We start from the raw sequence: 24,414 nt of genomic DNA, 5'->3' as shown, positions 1-24,414 counted from the left end.
AAATTTTCATTTCTTGTTTTTTTAGTAATATTGAGAGCTATGAAATGGCTGTTATTTTTTTGTTTATTCTTTGTCAATATTAAGGCTCAAGAACCTATCTATTTTAATTTAGATAAGGAAAATGGTTTGCCAGATAAAACTGTGTACGACATTGTAGAAGATGCCAATAACTTTATTTGGTTGGCAACAGAATCTGGCATTTATAGATATGATGGAAACAATTTCTTATTTTTTACACATCCAAAACAAGTAGGGTTATCTGTCTTTAATTTAACAATAGATAATGAAAACACGGTTTGGTATAATAATTTATCTAACCAATTATTTAGAATAAAAGAAGCCAGTACTATTGACCTTTTTTTAGATTTGAATGAATATTTTAAAGGTGAGAATACTAAAATAGTAGTGTATGGCAAATATATTATAGTAATTGGTACCAATGAAATTTTAGTGGTGGACAAAAAAGATGCTACTAAAATAAATGTCCTAGAAATTTCAGCAAAAAAAACAGACTTAAAACCTGTTGTAATTGACGACTTTTTATACATACTAAATACTAAAAACGAATGGTTTAAGTATAGTTTAAAAAATTTTACCAAAACTCAAATAAGTCAGCCTTTTTATAAACATATAATCAAAAGGCATATTTCTGCGAGTTTGGCAAAAAAAGATAGTACCATTCTATTTTTAGAAACTTCTCTATTAAAAAGTACGGCTTTTAAGTTTGAAAAAAAATTGATAAAAAGCCTTGAGATAGTGGGACGTTTTACTAAAAAACGAATTGTAAATAGTTGCATCATAGATAATTTACTTTGGGTTTGTGCACAAGATGGTTTGTATATTTATGAACTCAGTGATCGTAAAATTGTGCTTAGAAGGCATCTTTTTAAAGATAAACTCATTACCAAAGTTATTAAAGATAATCTAGATAATTATTGGGTGGCATCACATGATAAGGGCTTATTTATCATTCCAAACATAGCATTCAACACCATAAAAAGTAATGATTTTATGTCTGATATCAAACATCATTATAATACAAACCAAGACTTTTACATACAAGATATCGATAACCGATTATTTAAATTTAGTACACAAACTAAGACTCTTACCAAAATAAACCATAAAGCTAAGCGCGATGTAAAGTATGTTTTTGAAAACCCATTTTCATCAGAAATTAATGTTACTACAATTAAAAAAAATAACATCTTAAATTCTTCTGACTTAAGTTTTAATAAATCTAAAGAAATAAGAAGTGTATATAAAGAAGTCAACTTCATAAATCAAAACGTATTCTTAAAATCTTCAAATAGAAATTCGGTTTTTTTTAAATTAGAAACGAATGGAGAATTTTTTGGAAAACCAATATTTAAAATTCCAGGAAGATCTTACGCAAATGCTTATTGTAAAGCATTAAAAAAAGCATATTTTGCCAATATAAATGGTTTGTATGTTGTAGATTCAGTATATCAAAAGCAAGAAATTCTAATTAATGGACAACGAATATTTGCAAAAGATATTGTTATAAATTCAGATAACGAAATTTGGGTGTTATGTTTTAAAAATAAAATTTTAAAAATTAAAAATGATGAAGTTGTAGAAGAATTGAATTTAAAAAATGGTTTGTTAAATGAAATCAATAGTCATATTTATTTTTATGATGATCATTTATGGATTTTAGGAAATAGCGGAATTCAGGTATATAACCAAAGCACCAAACGTTTTGTAAACATCACCAAACAAGATGGTTTACCTTCTTACGATTTTAAAGGAATAAACATAAAAGATGATATTGTATTTATTACTTCATCTAAAGAAATCATCTACTTTACTATTGGTGCATACAAGAAACAAATTAAACTTCATAACCCTTATATTACCAAAGTTGTAGGAAATGGAACTAACATTAAATTAGCAAAAAATGTTGAATTTCCATCAGAAATAGAAAAAGTAGATGTTTTTTTTAATACCAATGGTTTATTTTCTAAAGAAACGATAAACTACAAATTTAAATTGAACGATGGTAAATGGGAAAACCTAAATAAAGGAGCCAATGTGGTTAGTTTTAATAGGATTTCTTCGGGCAGTTATAATTTAAAAATTGTTGGGTTTTATGATGGTTTAGTGTCGGCACCCATAGATTTTAATTTTATAATACAAACTCCTTTTTATAAAAATTGGATTTTTATTTTAGCGATACTGATTTTTACTACAGCACTAATTTGGTATTTCCTGTCCAAAAAAAATAAAAGAATACAACTACAACAAGAAATAAAATTACACAAACAAAATCAAGAGTTAGAAAACATAAATCTTAAGTTAGAAAATTTAAGATCTCAAATGAATCCTCATTTTATTTTTAATGCTTTAAATAGCATTCAAGATTATATTTTAAGAAACGAAACTACTTTAGCAAGGCATTTTTTAGTAAAATTTTCTAGATTAATTAGAATGTATTTAGAGCATACGCAAAGAGATTCTTTGGTTTTAAATGAAGAAATTGAAGCGCTAACTTTGTATTTAGATTTAGAAAAAGATCGGTTTTCAAAAGATTTTAATTATAGCATTAACCTTTGTAAAAATACAAATCCATCTCAAATAAATTTACCTCCATTTTTAATTCAACCTTATGTAGAAAATGCCATTAAACACGGATTAATGCACAAAAAAGGAGCTAAAAATTTAACTTTAAATTTTAATATAAGAGACAAAAATATATTTATTTGTGAAATTATTGATGATGGTATTGGATTTCAAAAAAGCAGAGCGATTAATCAAAAACAAAGTAGCCACAAATCTTTTTCTACAGGAGCCAATAACAAAAGAATTGAGCTTTTAAACAAAACAAGAAGTTCAGAAATTACACTACAAATAGTAAATTTAGAAAAAGAAGGTACAACCTCAGGAACCAAAATAGTACTTAAAATACCTCAATAAAAAGCAATACCATGAAAGTATTAATTATAGATGATGAGCAAAAAGCAAGAGACGTGCTACAACTGCTTATAGCGCAACTTTGTAAATCGATAAAAGAAGTAATAACGGCTGATTGTTTGGCAGATGGTGTAGATTTAATAAAACGACACAAGCCACAAATAGTTTTTTTAGATATAGAAATGCCTGTACATTCTGGTCTTGAAATTGTAGACTTTTTTAAAGGAGAGAAAATGGATTTCCACATCATTTTTACAACTGCTTATAACAAATATGCTATAGACGCTTTTAAAATTTCTGCCATTGATTATTTATTAAAACCGATTGCTGATAATGAGTTGATAGCAGCTGTGAATAAAGCAGAAAGTTTAATAAAACAAGACAATTATAGTGCAAAATTAGAACAATTAAAAAAAGCATTCAATCAGCTAGCACTTAATAAAATAGCTTTAGAAGTACCCAAAGGAATTTCTTTTGTATCTGTAGATGATATCATTTTTTTCGAAGCAGATGGTGCTTACACAAAGGTTTATTTAAAAAATGGTAAACAAGAATTAATTACCAAAAATTTAAAGCATTTTACAGAACAATTAAAAGACAATAATTTGTTTTACAAACCACATCGTTCATATTTTATCAATTTAAAATTTATGGATCGTTTTGTAAAAGAAGATGGGCATTATATTATTCTTAGCAATGGCTTTAGTGTGCCTATTGCCAGAGATAAAAGAGAAGCTTTTCAAAAATTAGTAGAAATGATTTTTTAGTAAATTTTATCTTTTTCAAAAACTTACCGTTTATAAAGTAAAACCTACATTTCGTAAAAAACCAAAATAATTAGCCCTTTCAATTTAGATATTTGAAAAAATATTTAAACAATGAAAACAAAATTATTTTATACATTACTTTTTGTTAGCTTTATAACAAATGCCCAAAATTGGGTAGATTTAAATTTTCCATCAGCCATTAATGCAAGTGATGCTGCTATTGCAATTCACCCTTCCACAGGCGAAACCTATATTGCTTATGCAAATGCAAACGATGGAAATAAAACTTATGTAACCAAATATGATGGTACCATTTGGAGTGAAGTTGCAGGTCCTATTAATTCAGATAACTCTTCTTTACAGCACTTGAGCTTTCATCCAACAACAAATAACCTGTGGGTTTCATTTGTAAAAACATCAGAAAGTAGAGTTAGAGTTTATGAACAAGTTAATGGAAATTTTACACTAAGACCAGTTGCTGCATCCTTAAATCAAACTTTGTTAGAGGAAAGACCAAAATTGACTTTTAATAATATTGGCTGGACACTATTATCAACATCAAGTTATCAAAGCGCTACTAACAGATATTTTTTTAAACTTTTATATTACAATCCAAACAATAATGATTGGAATAATGTAACAAGAACAACTGTTGGTAACATTGCAACTACAAGTAGGTTTGGTAAGCTAACATACGATATAACAACGTCTAACGTAGCAACGTCTAACGTAACAATATACGATGCAAACAATTTTAATGAAGAACATAGGTTTAATGTTTCTAATACCAGATTTGAAAGAATATCAGAAGTAAATACTTATTGGGTTGGATATAAAAGAAATGATAATCTTTTACAATTCGGTAAATTGTCAGATATGAATTTTCCTCAACCTTTGGGTAACATAAATAATCAACAGGAGTACTTATACATAGATCAACAAAGTGCAGATGAAGACCTATTCGTTATGTATACAAATGTAAATGATAATCTTGCTTTTGAAACTTATAGTTTTGCAAACCAAAATTGGGATAGTTCAATTCCTGTTTTACAAACCAATAGCACCGCTTCAAACTTTTTTGTAAACGCAACTATGGTAAATAGTAGTAATGCATTTCACCTAGTCTATAGAAATAATTCTGGAAATACATCTGTAAAACGTTTTGAACCAGCACCAGCGCTAACTAAATATTATGTAGATAAAGATGCCACAGGTAATAATACTGGAGATTCTTGGGCAAATGCGATGACTTCATTAGATGTAGCGCTAAATAATTCGGAATCAACTACTGAAGAAATTTGGGTGGCAGAAGGTACATACACAGTTGCATCTAGAGCAAATGCTTACACTGTGGGTATTGACAATCTTAAAATTTATGGCGGATTTGATGGAACAGAAACCAATATTTCTGAAAGAGATATACGCAATCACGAAACTATTTTATCTGGCGATGTAAATAATAATGATGGTGCTGCAAGTTTTATTGATGCGAATAGACAAGAGAATAATGAGCATATAGTTTATGTTTCAGGAAATAATATCCTATTAGATGGTCTAACTATTTCTGGGGGTTTTGCAAATGCTAGCTCTGGTAATAATAGTTTGGGTGCAGGGATATTTATTGAGGAATCTGTTGTAGATTTTACTTTAAAAAACTCTAATCTTAAAGATAACGTTAATTTTAGTGGTGGAACCCTATATTACTGGCCAATAAATACATCAACTGTTATTATTGAGAACTGTAAGTTTACTAATAATACAGCTAGATATGCTGCAAGTATGTACTTAGTTACAGCTAACAATGTAAATCTTACAGTAAATTTATACAATAACCTTTTTAATCACAATAAAGTTCGAAATCGCACTAGTTCAGCTTTAGGTGCAACAGGAGATGTTTGGTTACGTGCATATAGAAATAACTCTACTGTAACTTCTACAATTGTAAACTCAACGTTTTCAAATTTTACTTCTTTTGGCTCCAATAATAATCCGGTTCAAAGTGCTTTAGTATTATCTGAAAGTGATGGAGTACATACTGCAACAGTAGCAAATAGTATTTTATTTAACAATATGAGTACAACTCAACTTTATGATATTAGTGGAAGAAGTACCAACATTTTAGCAAGTTCAATTACAGTTTTAAATTCAATTGGGCAAGAAGATTTTTCATTAATTACAAATAAAACAAATACAAAAAGTGATGACCCTATGTTTGTAGATGCCGCAAACTATAACTATCAATTGTCTGCAGGTTCTCCTGCCATAGATGCTGGAAATAATTCTCAAGTTCCTGCTAGTGTAAGTGTTGATTTAGCTTTCAACCAAAGAATTTTTAATACTACAGTAGATATGGGTGCTTATGAATTTGGTTCAAGTCCTTTAAGTACAGAAAAAGTTTTAAGTGAAACTAATTTTAAAGTATATCCAAACCCATTTGAAAACGAATTAAATATAAAGTCTGATTCTTCTATTAAAATCGTAAAAATATCAAATAGTTTGGGGCAATTCATTAAAAAGACAACCTCTAATAAGATTAATACTTCTTTTTTAAATAGAGGTATTTATTTTATCGAAATTTCATTTGAAAACGGAAAAATAGCAAGAAAAAAATTAATAAAGAAATAAGTAGAAGAAAGGAAAAGTGAAATTATTTAAGTGCGATTTGTATGTTACAAATCGCACTTAATGTTTTTTATAAAATGCAATCAAATGAATTGGTTAGATTTTTTTTTGATAGACAACTCTGGTTTATGCAAAAAAATAGGTAAAATAGATGTTAATAATATTGGTGTTTAACTAGAATTATTGATCTTTTTGATACTCTAAAATATCTGCAGGTTGGCAGTCTAAAGCCTCGCAAATGGCTTCTAATGTAGTAAAACGAACCGCTTTTGCTTTACCCGATTTTAAGATCGATAAGTTGGCAGTGGTAATACCAATAATCTCGGCCAATTCTTTACTACGCATTTTGCGTTTGGCAAGCATTACATCTAAGTTTACAATGATTGGCATCTTATATTGTTAAGTCGTTTTCTTGTTGAATTGTGTTTCCTTTTGTTATCAAATCTAGATAGAAATATAAAAAGAAAGCTAGAATAAGATGAATGAGAACATAAAAATGTGGCTCATCAAATTTAAAATAGCCTAATGAGAAGTATCTATAAGTGATTCCGATAAAGCCCATAATTACAGGAATATAATTTAACCTGTAAAATTTGTTAAGTTGCTGAACAGACTTTTCTTCAAAAGTTTTTTGTGAGATAAATATGGCAAAGAAATTTTGCAACACATAAAAGTAAATGGAATAAAATATAAACGTTGCCCACATTAAAAATACAGCATAAGACAACCAAAACTCAACCCCAATTCCGTGTATTTTTGCAAAATCTAACCCGTCTCTTTTTACTATTTCAATAAAAGAATTATCCCATTTTAATTTGTATTCTAAAAATCCGAGCATAGAAAAAAATAAGGTAATTATAGAGAAAAAAGTAAATCCCCAAAATGTGAGTTTCGAAATTAAATAAGCTATTTTTTTCATAATTAAATGGTTAAGTCATTTTCTGTTTTTAATTCTTGACCTCGTTTAAAAATTATTTTTATGAGATAGATAAAAATAATATATAGAGGATAATAAAATAGAAAGTTTAAATTCATATAGCTTTTTGAAACATAATGAGGTAATCCATTCTTAAAAAACACCATTGTATATAAGTTAAAAGGGAGTAACCTTAATAAAAATAAACCTAGAAGTATATATAAAATTTTATTTAAAATCTTAATATTAGATTCAAAGAAAAACTGTAGAGTAAGGGTGTTTTTTAAAAATTTATGAAATAAAAAAATTATAAAAAAGTAACCAACTACATTTGTAAATTTTGATAATAAGAATCTAACTTTTGTAAAATTCTCTAATAAGTTAAAGTGAATAAACTGTTTCGTGTTTTTCCATTCATCATAGTTTTTAGGAATTTCTTTTATACTAGAATCAAATATTAAACTATTATTTTTTGTAATTATCAGGCTTGTATATTTTTCTGGAGAATTTAAAGAGTGAAAATAGATAACAACTAAACTTATGCCAGTAGCAAATAGAATTGCCATTATAAATTTTAAAAAATGAGATGATAATATTATTTTTCTTTCTGTTTTCATAAGAGAATAGTTTTTATTATTTGACAATGCAAAAATATAAAAATTATCGAAAAACAATAATAAAATATTAAAAAAGAGTAATTTTAATTTTTTAATACAGAATTTTTGGTTACCGTAAATTGTTTACCATCAGCTAAAGTTATTTTGAAAGATTGTGCAAGCTTAACTGTTTTTCTAAAATAGTTGTCTAAATCGCAAAAATTGTCAAACTGTTTTCCATTTACAGATAACACTTCATCTCCTTGTCTCACGCCATTTTTCCATAAAGCGCTTTGTTCTTCTACTTTAATAATTCGCATTTTGTTTTTATAAAATAAAACAGAACATGGATATCCTTTAAATGTATTGTTAATATTAGCTTTAAAACTAAATAATTTGTCTTTTTTTAATGACAAAAAAAGTTTATTATTTTGCCATAATCGATTTCCTATTTTAGAAGATTTTTGGTTGTTATACACTACAATTGGTGAAATAGCAACATCACCAGAAAAACTCGCTGCATACTTAACAATTTTAGCCAATGATGAGGTAAGAATTCCATTTACATCAATGCTAGCACTTTGTGTTGATAAATTTGGATAATGGTCAATTGTAGAAAATTTGTACTCGCGTTTAGAAATATTAGAAAAACCTCCAGCACCAGTGTCTAAAAGAAAACGAATTTCTTTATTTTTTCGTTTTAGAAAAACATAAGGTCTTTTATTTTGATAATCAAAGTTTAAACGATGCATCGTTTTTACTTTATCTGGAAAATAATTTGATGGATACATCACTAAAATTTTTCGCTCAAAATCAATAGTCCAATTCAGCTCTTTTATAATATCCACACCCAGAATTCCGTCGATATTATAGCAAGAAAATACATCATTTTTAGCAGTATTTAATATGCTGTGTTTTCTAATTTTTCTACTACCTAGTTCTATTAATCCGCTTTTGTAAAACCGCATTTTACTTTTTAAACCACTAGAAGAAGTAATATTCATTGTTTTTCTAGTTGGTTTTAGCTCATTTTTTGCCCAATCATACGAAACAGAATGTGTAGCGCCAGTATCAAAAGCAAATTGTTTTTTAACGCCATTAAAAGTTATCGGAATAATAATTAAGCCTAAATCAGTTCTAAACGGAATGGTATCTTGAAATGCTGCACGGTTTTGAGCAAAGCCTGATGGTAACAAAAAAATCAGAAGCAAAATTAAAACATGCTTTCTTAAAAATTTTAAGTAATATTTTAAGGCTTGTTTCAAACTTTCTTAATCACATTCGTTACAATGCCCCAAATCACAAAATCGTTATCTTCTGTAATGTTGATAATTGGATAATTGGGGTTTTCTGGTTGCAGCCAAACTTCATTTTTTTCAACTCGTAAACGTTTTACCGTAAATTCGCCATCTAAAAAACAAACGGCTATTTTGTTATTTGCAGGTTCTAAACTTCTGTCAATTACCAATAAATCATTATCATCTAAGCCAGCATTAATCATAGATTGCCCTTTTACTTTGGCAAAAAATGTAGCATCTTTATTCTGTATTAACTCATCATCTAAAGAAATTCGAGTTTCTCTAAAATCATCAGCAGGTGATGGAAATCCAGCAGAAATTCCGGTATCTATTAAAACAGCTCCATTTCCTAATGAAGTTTTTGGTGTAAAAAAAGTAAGTGTTTCTGAAGCTATCATATTTTGCAAATTACAATTTTTCTACAAATTTTTCAGCATATTCTTTAATGATATTTTGATCAAAATAAGGTTCTTCTTCAATACGCCCAATTACATTTACATTCGTCATTTTTTTGATGATACTTTCTGTAGTGGGGTGCTCATCACCAGAAAAAATAAGAGATACATCAAACCCTTTTTCTTGTAATAAATTGATGGTTAATAAGGTATGATTTATACTCCCCAAATAATGACGAGAAACCACAATTACTTTATAATCAGGTTCAATGATGTCTAAAATAGTATCGCAATCATTTAAAGGAACCAACAAACCGCCTGCGCCTTCAATAACCAAATGATTATCGGTTTTTGGAACTATAATATCTTTTAAGTTGATGTGAATTCCGTCAATTTCAGCAGCAGCATGCGGACTCATAGGTGTATGTAACGCATATGCATTTTGATGAAAAACAGATCTAGAATTCGATATAAATCGTTGTACTTTGTGCGTATCAGAATTATCTAAATCTCCAGCCTGTACTGGTTTCCAATAATCCGCCTGTAAAGCTTCTGTAACAATAGCAGCAGCCACAGTTTTACCTACTTCTGTTGATATTCCTGTAATAAAATATGTTTTCATTTAAAAATTCTGTTTCGTCAACCTGAACTTGTTTCAGGTTCTCATCCTATATCAATAATCTAATGTTTTAAAAGTTGGATTTACTTTTCTAATTAGGTTTAACTTCCATTCCTTGTGCCAATTTTTTAATTGTTTTTCTCTTGCTATAGCTTGATTAATATCAGAAAATTCTTCAAGATAAATTAGATCTTTCAAATTATACTTTTTCGTAAAAACTGAAGCTGTTTCATCATAATGTTCATATAACCTTTTAGATAAGTTTGCAGTAACTCCAATATAAAAAGTAGTTCTATATGTATTCGTTAATATGTAAACAAAGCTCTTTTTCATTTTCTTGTGTGACCCTGAAACAAGTTCAGGGTGACGTTAATTATTTACAAAAATACTTAAGAACTCCAAGACTTCACTAATTTCTTCTGTAGAATTATAACTGTGTAAACAAAAACGTAAACGTTCTTTACCTTTTGGTACTGTTGGCGATAAAATAGCTTTTACATCAAAACCATTTTGATGCAGCTTTTCTGAAATTAATTTTACAGTTGAATTTTCTGGAATTATACAACAATGTATGGCTGAGCAACTGGGTATAAAGTTTAATTGAAGCCTTTTTACTTCTTTTATAAAGTGATGAATATTTTTCTGTAATTGATTCTGTGGGTTCTCAATACAAATTTGTTCATTTTTCTCAAATTCACTAGAACAGAGACGAAGTTGTTGATAAGCCATTTTAATAGTTGCTATAGAATGAGGAGGCAAACCAGTTGTATAAATAAAACTACGTGCAAAATTTACCAAATAGTTCTGTAAACTTTTGCTGCCTAAAATAGCAGCTCCATGGCAACCCATTGCTTTTCCAAAGGTTATAATTCTGGCAAATACATCGTTTTGTAAATTTAGTTTTTGAACCAAACCAGCACCAAAAACTCCAATGGCATGGGCTTCATCAACAATTAAAAAAGCATTGTATTTTTTGCAGATTTTAGAAATGGCAACCAAATCTGGTGAATCTCCATCCATAGAAAAAACAGATTCTGTAACAACGTAGATTTCTGCGTTGTTATGCTGAACTTGATTCAGCATCTCTTTATTACTCTGAATATCCTTGTCACCTTGAGCGCAGTCTAAAGGTCTTAGTCGTTTTAACATCTTCTCTAAATCCTCCAAATCATTATGCAAAAACTTAAAAGCTTTTGCATTACTCAATTGAATTCCATCACGAATTGAAGCATGGCTATATGCATCATATAAAATAAAATCTCCACGTTGTGGAACTGATGAGAAAAAACCAACATTAGCATCATAACCAGAATTAAAAATTGTGGCAGATGTAGTTTGATGAAAATCGCTTAAAAATTTTTCAACGTCATTATATAAATAATAATTTCCAGATAATAATCTGCTGCCTGTTGCTCCATTTTGATTGAAGTTATGGTTAATTAAGTATTGATGAGTTTCCTTGAAAATAGTTTCAGATTGTGCAAAACCTAAATAATCATTAGAAGAAAAATCGACTAATGTAGAGGGTAACGTTAAGCTACGTAACGCATTATTATCTTTACGAGATTGTAATCGATTTGTTAATTTCTTTGGAGTTTTCATCTCTACAAAAATAACAAAATTATATACCTTTACTTTTATGTTTGCATTGGTAGATTGTAATAATTTTTATGCGTCTTGTGAACGGGTTTTTAATCCGAATTTACAAAACAAACCTGTTGCTATTTTAAGTAATAACGATGGTTGTGTGATTTCTATGAGTGATGAAGCTAAGAAAATTGGCTTGCCTTTTGGTGCCCCAATTTTTAAGTGGGAACAGTTTTGTAGAGAGAAAAATATTACAGTACTATCTTCTAACTATCCTTTATATGGAGATATGAGTGCAAGAGTAATGAATATTCTTGCTGATTTTTCTCCAGAGATCGAAGTCTATTCTATTGATGAATCTTTCTTAGAATTTAAAGGTTTTGAGCATTACGATTTTGCAGAATATGCTGTAAAAATGCGAAGTCGAATTTTAAAATGGACAGGAATACCTACTTGCGTAGGTGTTGCACCTACAAAAGCATTGAGTAAAGTTGCTAATAAAATTGCACGTTCTAACTTAAAGCAATCTAAAGGTATTTGTATTATTGATTCTGAAGAAAAAAGAATTAAAGCCTTAAAGTGGATGCCAATTGGTAAAGTTTGGGGCATAGGTAAAGGTTTGCAAAAAAGGTTAGAAGCCAAAGGTTGTGTAACCGCTTTTGATTTTACGCAAATTTCAAGTGATTGGGTGCTTAAAGAATTATCTATTGTAGGTTGGCGCTTGCAAAAAGATTTACAAGGTATATCTAAAATTCCTCTAGAAGAAGCTGTTACCTCTAAAAAAATGATTGCTACAACACGTAGTTTTGAAAATACCTATTCAGATATCGATAATATTAAAGAACGTATTTCAACCTTTGCAGCAAGTTGTGCCAAAAAATTACGTGAGCAGAAATCAAATTGTCATGTAATTTATGTTTTTTTAAGAAGCAATCGGTTTGATAAAAGTCAGCAATATCAAAAAGAAAACAGAACTGTTATGTTGTCTTATCCAACAGATAGTACATTAACTATTGCTAAAGCTGCTGTAGCTGCTGTAGAAACTATTTTTAAAAAAGGGGTAAAGTATAAAAAAGCAGGAGTCATTATTTCTGGTTTAGTGCCTAATGATAATTTTCAACTTAACTTGTTTGCACACGAAAACCCAAAACACAAACTCTTAATGTCTGCTATTGATAGTTTGAATAAAAAATACAAATCAGATAAAATTAAATTGGCAAATCAAGATTTAAAACGCACCTGGAAAATGCGTCAAGAACGATTATCGCCTAAATATACCACAAACATTAATGAAGTTTTAGTGGTAAGATAAAAAGATGTAGTGAGCACCTGAAACAAGTTCAGTGTAATAAAAGTTTAAAAAGAATGCAAAAAGTAGCAAATACATACCAAACTAAAAAAATGCAAGAAAAAGGCGCTCTGCAAAAAAGAGACAAAAAACACCTTTGGCATCCACTAAAACAGCATCAAACACATCCAGAAAGTTTGGCTATTGTAAAAGCAAAAGGATGCATCTTAACCGATGAAAATGGCAACGAATATATAGATGCCATTTCTTCTTGGTACACCTGTATGTTTGGGCATTGTAATGAATATATTACAAGTCGTGTTCATCAACAAATGCAAGTTTTAGATCAAGTCATGTTTAGCGATTTTACGCACGAGCCTGCCATACAATTATCAGAAAATTTAATTAAAATTTTACCACAAAATCAGAATCGTATTTTTTTTAATGATAATGGTTCAACAGCGGTAGAAGCTGGTATTAAAATGGCACTGCAATATTATTTTAATTTAGGTGAAAAACGAAACACATTCATCGCTTTCGAAAACGGTTTTCATGGAGATACCTTTGGGGCAATGTCAGTTTCTGGTTTATCGGTTTACAATGGGCCTTTTGAAGATTTTTTGATGGATGTACAACGAATTCCTGTTCCTGATAGAAAAAATCATCGAGAAATTCTAAATCAAATTCAAGGAATTGTAGCTCAAAATAAAGTAGCCGGGTTTATTTACGAGCCGATTATTCAAGGTGCAGCAGGTATGAAAATTCACGATGCAAATGGTTTAAATGCAATTTTAAACTTTTTTAAAACCAATGATATTTTAACAATTGCAGATGAAGTAATGACTGGTTTTGGCAAAACAGGGCGCAATTTCGCATCCGATTTTATCGAAACAAAACCAGATATTATTTGTTTAAGTAAAGCTTTAACAGGTGGTTTAGTGCCTTTGGCGATTACTAGTTGTACAGAAAAAATTTACACCGCTTTTTTAAGTAACGAAATGGCAAAAGGTTTTTTTCATTGTCATACCTACAGTGCAAATCCAATAGCCTGTACAGCTGCAAATGCTGCAATTGAGTTGTTACAAACCGATGAAATTCAACAAAATATTAAAACGATTTCAGCCTCACATAAAGCTTTTCAAGAATACATTTGCAAACATCCAAAAGTAAAAACCGCACGTTTTCAAGGGGTTATTTTTGCTTTAGATTTAGATACTAAAATGCAACGCTATGGAAGTTTACGAGATAAATTATTACAATTTTTTATGCAGCGAGGTGTTTTTCTACGTCCATTAGGCAATACCATTTACATTCAAGTTCCTTATGTAATTACAAAAAAAGAATTGCAAAAAGTGTATAAAACTATAGAGGAAAGTTTAGCAATTATTTAGGGCGTTCAGTGGTTTGCATATATGCAACAAACCACTGCAGGCTTTCGGCAGTCGCTTCCCGATGAAAAATCGGGAGAGCTCCAACAATGCCTCAATCCTTAACGCGAAAATAGACCTCACAGGTTTTAGAAACCTGTGAGGTCTTTGTTAAGAAGAAATACTATTTTTGTAAATTAATGAATCAACCCATATCCATAACAGCTTTCGCTTCCATTTCTGCATTAGGAAGTAATCCAAAAGAAATTTGGCAGAATTATTTGTCAAATAAACACTTTTTAACTGAAAAAGAGATTTCTCCAAAAGGTCGAAATGCCACACTTAAGCACAATAAAAAAAATGTTTTTGTCGGTCAGCTATCTCAAGAAAATCAACAAAAAATAAATGAGTTGAGAAACTCAGACTCAAAATATAAAAAGTTAGATGATACAGTTTTGTTTGCCATTTATGTATCTAGAGCAGCAATAAAAAATGCAAATTGGAATTCAAATGACAACTTCGGAGTCAATTTTGGATCTTCAAGAGGGGCAACAAATTTGTTTGAAAAATACCATCAAGAGTTTTTAGAAACGCAAAAATCATCTACCTTAAGTTCGCCAACCACAACTTTAGGCAATATTTCTTCTTGGGTGGCGCACGATTTACAAACTTCAGGTCCAGAAATATCACATTCAATTACTTGTTCTACAGCTTTACATTCGCTGTTAAATGGTATAGCTTGGATGAATTCAGGAATGTCACATAAATTCTTAGTAGGTGGAAGTGAAGCTCCTTTAACCGATTTTACAATTGCACAAATGCAAGCGCTCAAGGTGTACGCAAAGCGACATTCTGAACTTGTTTCAGAATCTCATCAAACTAAAGAATCTTATCCCTGCAAATCTTTCGACCTAAATAAAAAACAAAACACAATGGTTTTGGGTGAAGGGGCATCAGCCATTTGTTTAGAAAAAGGAATCTTAAAAAATGCTTTAGCAACTATTTCAGGTATTGGTTTTGCCACAGAAGTTTTAAAACACAACACTTCTATTTCTACAAATGCAGATTGTTTTCAAAAATCGATGAAAATGGCTTTGGGTACTATAAATCCTGATGAAATTGATGCCATTGTAATGCACGCTCCAGGTACTATAAAAGGAGATCAATCCGAAATAAATGCAATTTCTAAAATATTTTGTAACAAAATTCCTTTTTTAACTACTAATAAGTGGAAACTCGGTCATACTTTTGGGGCTTCAGGGTTGTTAAGTCTAGAATTAGCACTCTTCATGTTGCAACATCAAAAAGTAATTGCTGTTCCTTTTGCTAACCAACAACTTGAACCTAAAAAATTGAAAAAGATATTAGTGAATGCTGTTGGTTTTGGTGGGAATGCAGTTTCTATTTTATTGACGAAATAAGTGCTTTTATTGCGTTAAAAAATTACTATATTTATTGGCTTAAAAAGAGAAATGTTATGAAAAAACTTCTCAACACAAGTTGTCCTTTTTTTTTGAAAAACGTATCCAAAATACGTTAGTGAAATTGCTGATATTAACAAATACATTAAAACCCTTAAATTGAATCACTTAATAGATATATTATTCTCTCCAGTAAACATCACATTAACCATTTTGATGTTGATTCTAGTGTTGTACTGGATTCTTACCATGGTTTCTGGAGTCGATTTTGATCTGGACGTTGATGTGGATGTAGATATTGATATTGACGCCGATATTGATGCTGATGTAGATACCAGCATTGATGGTGGAAATGTTGATTTTCAAGATTTTTCTAGTACAGAAGTCAGTAAAGAGGTAAAAGTAAAAAACAGAAAAAAGTCATTAAAATGGTGGCAAAAGCTATTAATTTTCTTCAATTTTATAGGCTTGCCATTTATGTTCACATTTACTTGTTGGATTTTTATCTGGTGGATGTTAACTACCATAACAACTACAATTACAGGGAATTTTGAGAATTCATTGGGTTATATAATTATGTTGTTAGGCTTTTTTCCAGCCTTGATTTTAACCAAAATATTTACAACTCCATTTAAAAGTTTTTTCAAAAATTTAAATAAAAACGGAGACGCTCCAATAGAAATTGTTGGTAGAAGAGGAATTTGTTTATCAAAAATTAAAGATGATAAAATGGGATCTGCAGAAGTAGTTGTAGATCATACACCATTAGCGATTTATGTAAAATCTTTGAGTGGTGTGAAAATTGATTATAAAGAGCCCATTTTAATCGTCAAACAAAGTAAAAACAAGAATTATTATTACGTACAATCATATAAAACTAACTAAAAACAAAAAAAATTATGCCAGAAGGATTATTAGGAATTATAGGAATCAGTTTAGGACTTATACTATTCCTCGTTATTGTTTATTTTGCAATTATTGCAATGTTCTACAAAAAAATTCCGCAAGGAGATGCGCTTGTAAGAACAGGTTTTGGAGGAACTAAAGTAGCTACAGATAAAGGTTTATATGTAGTACCCGTTTTTCACAGAGTAGAAATTATGGATATTTCTGTAAAGAAAATTCAAATTGAAAGATTGGGTAATGAAGGTTTAATTTGTAAAGATAATATGCGCGCAGATATTAAAGTAGCATTTTTTGTACGCGTAAATAATGAAATTGAATACATTAAAAAAGTAGCACAAACCATTGGGTGTGCTAGAGCTTCCGATATTAAAACCTTAGAAGATTTATTCGAAGCAAAATTTTCTGAAGCCTTAAAAACAGTGGGTAAAAAGTTTGAATTCACGGAGCTTTATGAAGCCAGAAGAGAGTTTAGAGATGAAATCGTAGATATTATTGGTACAGATTTAAATGGCTATACTTTAGAGGATTGTGCTATCGATTATTTAGAGCAAACTCCAGTTTCATTCTTAAAAGCAGATAATATTTTAGATTCTGAAGGGATTAAAAAAATCACAGAATTAACAGCGGCTCAAAATGTAAAGTCGAACTTAATTATGCGTGATGAAGAAAAAACCATCCGTAAGCAAGATGTTGAAGCACGTGAAGCCATTTTAGAATTAGACAAGCAATTGGCTGAAACAGAAGAGCAGCAAAAAAGAGAGATTGCTAATATCAAATCTAGAGAAGAAGCGAATATTTTAAAAGTATCTGAAGAAGAGCGTTTAAAGTCAGAATCTGCCAGAATTTCTACAGAAGAAAAATTACAAGTTGCCGAAGAAAATATGCAACGTCAAGTAATTGTAGCTGCCAAAAACAAGCAACGTACAGATGCTGTTGAAACAGAAAGAGTAGAGAAAGATAGAATGTTAGAAGCTACTGAAAGAGAGCGAATTGTAACTTTGGCTCAGATAGAAAAAGAGAAAGTTGTTGAGGTTGAGAAAAAGAACATTCAAGACGTAATTAGAGATCGTGTTGTTTTAGAAAAAGGTGTAGTACAAGAGCAAGAAAATATGAAAGATATTCAAGCTTTTAAAACTGCAGACAGAGACAAGCAAGTAAAAATAACGAATGCAGAGGCAACAGCTGAGCAAGAATTAATTAGAACAACCAAAGCTGCAGAAGCGCAAAAGCAAGCTGCTATACAACAAGCAGAAGAGCTGAATATTGAAGCAATGGCTAAAAAGCAAGCGAGTGAAAAAGAAGCAGAAGCACGTAAAATTATAGCTGAAGCAACTGCTAAAGAAGAAGCTGTAATTGGTATGTCTGAAGCGCAAGTAATGCATGCAAAAGCAGATGCACACGAACGTGAAGGTTTAGTTGAAGCATTAATCATTGAGAAAAAAGCAAAAGCGGAAGCAATAGGAATTGAAGCAAAAGCGTCTGCAATTCAAAAAGAAGGAATGGCAGAAGCAGCTGTAATTAAAGAAAAAGCATTAGCGGATGCTGCTGGAATTGAAGAAAAAGCAAATGCAATGAAGAAATTAGATGGTGTTGGTAAAGAACACGAAGAGTTCAAGTTGCGTTTAGACAAAGAATTAAAAGTTGATTTAGCAGAAATTAATATTCAGAAAGAAATTGCAGATGCACAAGCAAGTGTAATTGCAGAAGCGTTAAAAGCTGCAAATATTGATATTGTTGGTGGAGAAACGATGTTCTTCGATCAAATTGTTGGCCAAATTACCAAAGCAAAAGGTTTTGATAGATTGACAAAACATTCTGAAAACATTCAAGATATAAAAGATGCAATTTTAGGAAGCAATGATGTAAAAGGAAACTTGTTAGAAAAAGTAAGAGATTTTGCTACGAAATACAATGTGTCATCAGAAGATTTAAAAAACCTATCTGTAGCTAGTATTTTAATGGATTTAAAATCGAAAACTTCTGATAATGATGAGAGTAACTTGTTTTCTAACTTACTAAACTTAGCAAAAGGTTTAGGCTTAGATGATAAAAAATTGGGTTAATAGTATGTCATTCCGATTGAAGCGAGAGCGGAACAGAGGAATCTAGAAGAATTATAGAATTTAAATTTAATAGATTTCTCAACTCCACTTTGTTTCGTTCGAAATGACATATTGCTTGTCATTTCGACCTTGTGGAGAAATCTCAATTAAAATAGATTACAATTGTAAAATGAAAAAAACAATAGGTACTCATAATTATTATGTTTACATATTAACGAATAAGTCAAAAACGGTGCTTTATGTTGGTATTACCAATAATTTGAAAGAAAGATTATACTATCATTCAAATCCCGAAGCGAATTCAAATCATTTTTCACACAAATATAATTGTAAATATGTAATCTATTTTGAACATTATCAGAATATTGATGTCGCAATTGACAGAGAGAAACAGATAAAGAAATGGAGTAGAAAAAAGAAAGAATTTTTGATTGGAACTAAAAATAAAGAATGGAAATTTCTAAATGATGAATTTTGAGATTTTTCGACTCCATTTCATTTCGCTCAAAATGACATACTGCTTGTCATTTCGATCTTGTGGAGGAATCTCGAAATGAATTATATTGAAATTATTTTAGTATAAATAAGAATAATAAATTATTGCAGAGGATTGAGATTTCTCAACTATACTGCGTTTCGTTCGAAATAACATAGAGTCTTTAAATACAGGTCAATGAAGAAATTAAAGTTTTGTCATTTCGACCTTGTGGAGAAATCTCAGAAGAACAATAACAAAATGCAAAAAGAAGAAAAAAATAAAAATACTATTCTCGAGCAAGGCACCTACGAAATCATTCAAAGTCGTCTTCAAAAACAGAAAGATGCACTTCAAAACAGACTTGGCCAATTAAACCAAGAACGTTCAAAAGTATTTGGTAGTGTAGAAACCAAATTAATTGCCAACAATAGAATCAACACAGAAAATAGCTGTATTGCTAGAGATTTAGTTACAATTGGTGATGTAAGTATTTTTGGTTATAATGTGCATTTTGGCTTACGAACTGAAATTAAATTAGATGATGTTTTTAGCATTTATACTTATGATGGAACTCAATTCGTCAACAAGAATTTAAGTCTTTTAGAAAACGAAACTTTCGTCAGAGATTTCACAAATCTTTATAAATATTACAGAAATACCATTTTTAGCAAATTCGCCATTATTGGCAATTATTTGCATATGGTTTTTCAATTGAGTGAAAGTACAAGTGATATCAAAACCTTTAAATGGTTAATTAGCGACAGCACTTTAACCTATGTTGATAATAGAAGTGATCACGAATATGTGTTCCCTAATCAGTATGAATTCCAATGGCAAGAGGTAACCAGAGATATGCATTTCTATGGCAAACATCCTCATATTGGTATTTTAGATAAGGTTTTTGTAGAAACAGTTGGTGGAGATTTGACTATCAAAATCGAAAATAATACAGACGATGGAAAAGGTATTTATGATGAGCCAGTTAAACATCCAGATCAAACTTTAGATGATGGGCAATACCGATTTGCAGATTTAGGAAATCTCATCATTTTAGAAATAAAACCATTTCAAGAAGCAACACGTTATTTTGTCTATAATCATAAAATCCAAGAAGTTAAGAAAATTGATACTGTAAAAGATGCTGCTGTTTTATTGCCTAATGATCAAGGAATTATTTTTTCTAACGGATATTATTTACAATCAGGAGCGTTTAAAATCTTCGATAATCAATTAACTGATTTAAAATTTCAAGACAAAATTACTTCACAAAATGGTGAAGATTTTTTCTATGTTTTTTATCAAGAAAAAACAGGATTGTATGTCTTAATGTCTTATAACGTAATTGAGCAAGAAGTAAAAACGCCAATTATTTGTAACGGATTTACCTTCTTAAAAAATGGCGAATTGTGTTATTTTAAAGATGGCGAAGACCAAACCAGGCATCACGTTATTCAGATTTGGCAAACACCATTTATTCAAGGTGCAGAAATTCCTTCAGAACATAAAGATTCTTTGCTCTATAAAATTGGGAACAAAGATATTGTAAAAGCAATGGCAGAATGTCAAGTGCTAATTACGCTCTTAAATAAAGAGGATAATTACGATGGATTGTATGAAGATATTGCCAAAAATTCTCTTGATGTTATTGATAGTTATTATTGGATTAACGAACCCAAAACGTATGAATTATCAGTTCCACTAAAAGCCATAAACGCAGCTGCAAATTCGGCTATAGATGAGTTTGATAAAGTGGTGCAATTGCGTAAAAACGCGAAAAAAATTACAGAGGAAATTTCTGGAAAAACAAATCGTTTTTTTAGCAAAATAAAAAGTACTTCATTCAAAATTATTGATGATTTTGTAGCAGCATTATCTCAAGTAAGAACTTTACGAGGCGAAATTATCGGCTTTAAAGAAGTGCGTTATGTTGATGTTACTTATCTCGAAAAATTAGAGGAAGAATTAGCACAGCAAGCAGACACTATTTCGCAACGATGTGTAGCTTTTCTGTTAGATGAAAAAGCATTACTGCCTTATCATAAAAGAGTTGCAGAAAAAGAAACGGAATTAGAAAACATTAAAAAAGTAATCAATGCTAAAGCCTTAGAAAAGGAGGTGAATCAAATTGTTGCTGATTTAGAATTGCTGATAGAAATTGTTTCTAATTTAGAAATTGAAGACACCTCACATTCCACAAAAATTATTGATGCGATTTCGTTGATATTTTCAACAATCAATCAATTAAAAGCTGGAATTAAGAATAAAATTAAAAGCTTAAGTTCGGCAGAAGCTAGTGCAGATTTTGCTGCTAAAATTAAGTTGATAGACCAAAGTATTGTCAATTATTTAGACATTGCTACAACTCCTGAAAAAACAGATGAATTGCTCAATAAAGTAGCGATTCAATTAGAAGATTTGGAAGGTAAATTTGCAGATTATGACCAATTTATTGCTGATATTCTAGAAAAAAGAGAAGAGGTGTATAATGCGTTTCAGGCAAGAAAAAGTAGCATTATTGAAGCCCGAAATAAAAAAGCGGTTGCTTTAGAAACTGCTGCCAAACGTATTTTAAACGGAGTTGTTAAAAAAGCGGAAAGTTTTAAACTTCAGAATGAAATTAACGGCTATTTCGCATCCGATTTAATGATTGGAAAATTGCGAGACATCGTTAAACAATTATTCGATTTAGATGATGGTGGAAAAGCAGAAATGATTGAAACCGGCTTAAAAACCGCCAAAGAAGATGCGACTAGAAAGTTAAAAGACAAACAAGATTTATATGAAGATGGCGAAAACGTCATCAAGTTTGGGAAACATAAATTTGGGGTTAACAAACAAGTCTTAGATTTAACGATTGTTTATAAAGACAAAACACTTTTTTATCATTTAACTGGTACTGATTTTTACCAAGAAATAGAAAATGAAGTCCTGCTAAAATCAGAAAAATATTGGGATCAATCTTTTGTTTCAGAAAACGAAAATGTGTATCGTTCATCCTATTTGGCATATAGAATTACCCAAGAAAATAATGTAGAAGAATTATACAATTTAAGTGATGAAGAAATCCTGAATTTAGTAAAAAGTGTAGCTTCAAAAAGTTATACAGAAGGCTATACAAAAGGAGTACACGATATTGATGCGTTTAAAATTTTAAAAACCTTTTTGGTTAAAGAAAATTCTTTAGGCTTGTTAAAGTTTCAACCAAAAATAAGGGCTTTTGCGCAACTCTTTTGGCATTGTTTATCCGAAGAAAAAAGAACATTTTATAGCGATAAAATTAAAGCATCAGCAGAAGTTTTAACCGTTTTTGCAGAAAGTAAAAGTCATTTTCAATTGTTGGAAGATTTAGGGAAATCAATTCACACTACTTTTACTGAAACCTTAGAAAATATTAACGCTTATCACGAATCTTTTCAAGTTGAAATTGCTACGTATTTATTTGAGGAGTTGAGTAACGAAAGCTCTTTTTCTGTAAGTCAAAAAGCAATTCATTTATTTGAAGAATTTTCAAAAGCTATTCAAGATAAAAAAAGTATCCAGAGCTTAAGAACTGAAATTCAATTAATTAAAAATGAAGCTTATAAAATTGATTTGGCCACTGAGTGGATATCGTCTTTTATAAAATCGACATCAAAAAATGATGAAGCTTATATTTATGAAGTTGTATGTTTGTTTTTGTATGAAGATAAATCTGCTAGAAATATTGTAAATATCGAAGCCGAAGAAATCATTACAAATTTATCAGGCAATCATCCATCTATAAAAAACCAAGAACTCCATTTCGATTATCACAAATTTGTAACCCAATTATCACAATTTGCTACAGTTGAATTTTCAGGTTTTCATCAATATAAAAAAGAAAAACACCAAGTTACAGAAGATTTAAAAGAGGTCTTAAAATTAGAAGAATTCTTGCCAAGAGTGTTGACTTCTTTTGTAAGAAATCAGTTGATAGATCAAGTATATTTGCCACTTTTTGGAGATAATTTATCCAAACAATTAGGTAGTGTAGGTAGCAACAAACGTACAGATAGAATGGGTATGTTGTTGCTAATTTCTCCTCCAGGTTATGGTAAAACCACGCTGATGGAATATTTAGCAAACAGATTAGGTTTTATTTTTATGAAGATAAATGGGCCAGCAATTGGGCACGAAGTTACTTCTGTAGATCCAATGTCTGCCAACAATATTGCAGCTCGTGAAGAGTTAAAAAAGTTGAATTTAGCTTTTGAAATGGGAAACAACGTAATGTTGTATTTAGATGATATTCAGCATTGTAATCCTGAATTTTTGCAAAAATTTATTTCTTTAGCAGATGGAACTCGTAAAATTGAAGGAGTGTATAATGGGCAACCAAAAACTTACGATTTTAGAGATAAAAAATTCTGTGTAATTATGGCTGGAAATCCATATACAGAAAGCGGAGACAAGTTTCAAATTCCAGATATGTTAGCAAATAGAGCAGATATTTACAATTTGGGTGATATTATTGGTGATACTGAATCGTTATTTAAAATGAGTTTGATTGAAAATTCATTGACCTCAAATCCCATTTTAAGTCAGGTTTCCAATACTCATTTTGATGATATTTATCAACTCATAAAAATTGTAGAAACAGGAAATAGAGAAGGAATTGAACTCAAAGGAAATTACACCAAACAAGAATTGAATGATTATCTTTCTGTTTTAGAAAAAGTAATGATTGTTAGAGATGTAGTGATGGAAGTGAATGCTGCCTACATAAAATCGGCTGCAATGGATGAGCAAAACAGAACAGAACCTGCATTCAAATTACAGGGTTCGTATAGAGATATGAACAAATTGGTGGCGAAAATCGTTCCGATTATGAATAATAAGGAATTAGAAACCTTATTGTTGTCTCATTATGAAAACGAATCGCAAACGTTAACAAGTGCAGCAGAGTCTAATCTCTTAAAATATAAAGAATTGGGTAATTTATTAACTTCGGATGAAAAAGAACGCTGGTCAACTATAAAAGAGACTTTTGTAAAAAACAACAAACTAAAAGGTTTTGGAAATGCAAATGAAATGGCACAAGTCTTAGCACAAATGATGCAATTCAGTGAACATTTAGGAGGAATTCAAGAAGTTTTGAAAAAAGGATTACAGAAGTAAATGAAATACTGTATTTTTGAT

At 30.2% G+C, this 24,414-nt stretch carries 18 protein-coding genes; 10 read left to right on the top strand and 8 right to left on the bottom strand.

Annotation, left to right across the window (positions count from 1 at the left end):
* Positions 1 to 39: 39 nt before the first annotated feature.
* The 3 genes from SJY27_RS06740 to SJY27_RS06730 all read left to right on the top strand — a co-directional run bounded on the left by SJY27_RS06740 (position 40) and on the right by SJY27_RS06730 (position 6,326).
* A complete protein-coding gene (locus SJY27_RS06740; protein ID WP_397447496.1) occupies positions 40 to 2,937 on the top strand; it encodes a histidine kinase in 2,898 nt (965 codons plus the stop codon).
* An 11-nt stretch (positions 2,938 to 2,948) separates the two neighbouring features.
* Positions 2,949 to 3,701, top strand: a complete 753-nt coding sequence (locus SJY27_RS06735; RefSeq protein ID WP_397447495.1) for a LytR/AlgR family response regulator transcription factor — start codon at positions 2,949 to 2,951, stop codon at positions 3,699 to 3,701.
* A gap of 111 nt (positions 3,702 to 3,812) precedes the next feature.
* Positions 3,813 to 6,326 (top strand): T9SS type A sorting domain-containing protein, encoded by a 2,514-nt coding sequence (locus SJY27_RS06730; RefSeq protein ID WP_397447494.1) that lies wholly within the window; start codon positions 3,813 to 3,815, stop codon positions 6,324 to 6,326.
* A gap of 177 nt (positions 6,327 to 6,503) precedes the next feature.
* On the opposite strand, the gene SJY27_RS06725 is transcribed toward SJY27_RS06730, so the two are convergent.
* The 8 genes from SJY27_RS06725 to SJY27_RS06690 all read right to left on the bottom strand — a co-directional run bounded on the left by SJY27_RS06725 (position 6,504) and on the right by SJY27_RS06690 (position 11,749).
* The gene (locus SJY27_RS06725; RefSeq protein WP_397447493.1) at positions 6,504 to 6,713 is read right to left on the bottom strand and encodes a helix-turn-helix domain-containing protein; all 210 of its coding nucleotides are present in this window, start codon (positions 6,711 to 6,713) and stop codon (positions 6,504 to 6,506) included.
* A gap of 1 nt (position 6,714) precedes the next feature.
* Positions 6,715 to 7,242 carry a hypothetical protein gene (locus tag SJY27_RS06720; protein WP_397447492.1) on the bottom strand — a complete coding sequence of 176 codons (528 nt, stop codon included), beginning with the start codon at positions 7,240 to 7,242 and terminating at the stop codon, positions 6,715 to 6,717.
* A gap of 2 nt (positions 7,243 to 7,244) precedes the next feature.
* On the bottom strand, positions 7,245 to 7,883 hold the full coding sequence (locus tag SJY27_RS06715; RefSeq protein WP_397447491.1) for a DUF2975 domain-containing protein: 639 nt from the start codon (positions 7,881 to 7,883) through the stop codon (positions 7,245 to 7,247).
* Between the two features lie 56 nt (positions 7,884 to 7,939).
* Positions 7,940 to 9,031: an aspartyl protease family protein gene (locus tag SJY27_RS06710; protein WP_397447490.1), complete on the bottom strand. Its 1,092-nt coding sequence runs from the start codon at positions 9,029 to 9,031 to the stop codon at positions 7,940 to 7,942.
* Between the two features lie 65 nt (positions 9,032 to 9,096).
* Positions 9,097 to 9,531 (bottom strand): LexA family protein, encoded by a 435-nt coding sequence (locus SJY27_RS06705; RefSeq protein ID WP_397447489.1) that lies wholly within the window; start codon positions 9,529 to 9,531, stop codon positions 9,097 to 9,099.
* A gap of 10 nt (positions 9,532 to 9,541) precedes the next feature.
* Positions 9,542 to 10,150 carry a dethiobiotin synthase gene (bioD, locus tag SJY27_RS06700; RefSeq protein ID WP_397447488.1) on the bottom strand — a complete coding sequence of 203 codons (609 nt, stop codon included), beginning with the start codon at positions 10,148 to 10,150 and terminating at the stop codon, positions 9,542 to 9,544.
* Positions 10,151 to 10,201: 51 nt separating this feature from the next.
* The gene (locus SJY27_RS06695; protein ID WP_397447487.1) at positions 10,202 to 10,480 is read right to left on the bottom strand and encodes a GIY-YIG nuclease family protein; all 279 of its coding nucleotides are present in this window, start codon (positions 10,478 to 10,480) and stop codon (positions 10,202 to 10,204) included.
* 36 nt (positions 10,481 to 10,516) lie between these two features.
* The gene (locus tag SJY27_RS06690; protein ID WP_397447486.1) at positions 10,517 to 11,749 is read right to left on the bottom strand and encodes an aminotransferase class I/II-fold pyridoxal phosphate-dependent enzyme; all 1,233 of its coding nucleotides are present in this window, start codon (positions 11,747 to 11,749) and stop codon (positions 10,517 to 10,519) included.
* A 37-nt stretch (positions 11,750 to 11,786) separates the two neighbouring features.
* Between SJY27_RS06690 and SJY27_RS06685 the strand changes: the two genes are divergently transcribed.
* The 7 genes from SJY27_RS06685 to SJY27_RS06655 all read left to right on the top strand — a co-directional run bounded on the left by SJY27_RS06685 (position 11,787) and on the right by SJY27_RS06655 (position 24,393).
* Positions 11,787 to 13,046, top strand: a complete 1,260-nt coding sequence (locus SJY27_RS06685; protein ID WP_397447485.1) for a Y-family DNA polymerase — start codon at positions 11,787 to 11,789, stop codon at positions 13,044 to 13,046.
* A gap of 53 nt (positions 13,047 to 13,099) precedes the next feature.
* Positions 13,100 to 14,413 (top strand): adenosylmethionine--8-amino-7-oxononanoate transaminase, encoded by a 1,314-nt coding sequence (bioA, locus tag SJY27_RS06680; RefSeq protein ID WP_397447484.1) that lies wholly within the window; start codon positions 13,100 to 13,102, stop codon positions 14,411 to 14,413.
* Between the two features lie 176 nt (positions 14,414 to 14,589).
* The gene (locus SJY27_RS06675; protein ID WP_397447483.1) at positions 14,590 to 15,810 is read left to right on the top strand and encodes a beta-ketoacyl synthase N-terminal-like domain-containing protein; all 1,221 of its coding nucleotides are present in this window, start codon (positions 14,590 to 14,592) and stop codon (positions 15,808 to 15,810) included.
* 159 nt (positions 15,811 to 15,969) lie between these two features.
* On the top strand, positions 15,970 to 16,695 hold the full coding sequence (locus SJY27_RS06670; RefSeq protein ID WP_397447482.1) for a hypothetical protein: 726 nt from the start codon (positions 15,970 to 15,972) through the stop codon (positions 16,693 to 16,695).
* 14 nt (positions 16,696 to 16,709) lie between these two features.
* Positions 16,710 to 18,779, top strand: coding sequence for an SPFH domain-containing protein (locus SJY27_RS06665; RefSeq protein ID WP_397447481.1), 2,070 nt, complete (start codon positions 16,710 to 16,712; stop codon positions 18,777 to 18,779).
* Between the two features lie 103 nt (positions 18,780 to 18,882).
* On the top strand, positions 18,883 to 19,257 hold the full coding sequence (locus SJY27_RS06660; protein WP_397447480.1) for a GIY-YIG nuclease family protein: 375 nt from the start codon (positions 18,883 to 18,885) through the stop codon (positions 19,255 to 19,257).
* 258 nt (positions 19,258 to 19,515) lie between these two features.
* A complete protein-coding gene (locus tag SJY27_RS06655) occupies positions 19,516 to 24,393 on the top strand; it encodes a DNA repair ATPase (protein WP_397447479.1) in 4,878 nt (1,625 codons plus the stop codon).
* The last annotated feature ends 21 nt before the right edge of the window (positions 24,394 to 24,414 follow it).

Origin of the sequence: Polaribacter sp. R77954, assembly GCF_044595335.1 — a bacterium.
In the GTDB taxonomy this organism is placed as follows: Bacteria; Bacteroidota; Bacteroidia; order Flavobacteriales; family Flavobacteriaceae; genus Polaribacter.
Note: the sequence above shows the minus strand (reverse complement) of the source record. Positions and strands in the feature narration are given on the sequence as shown.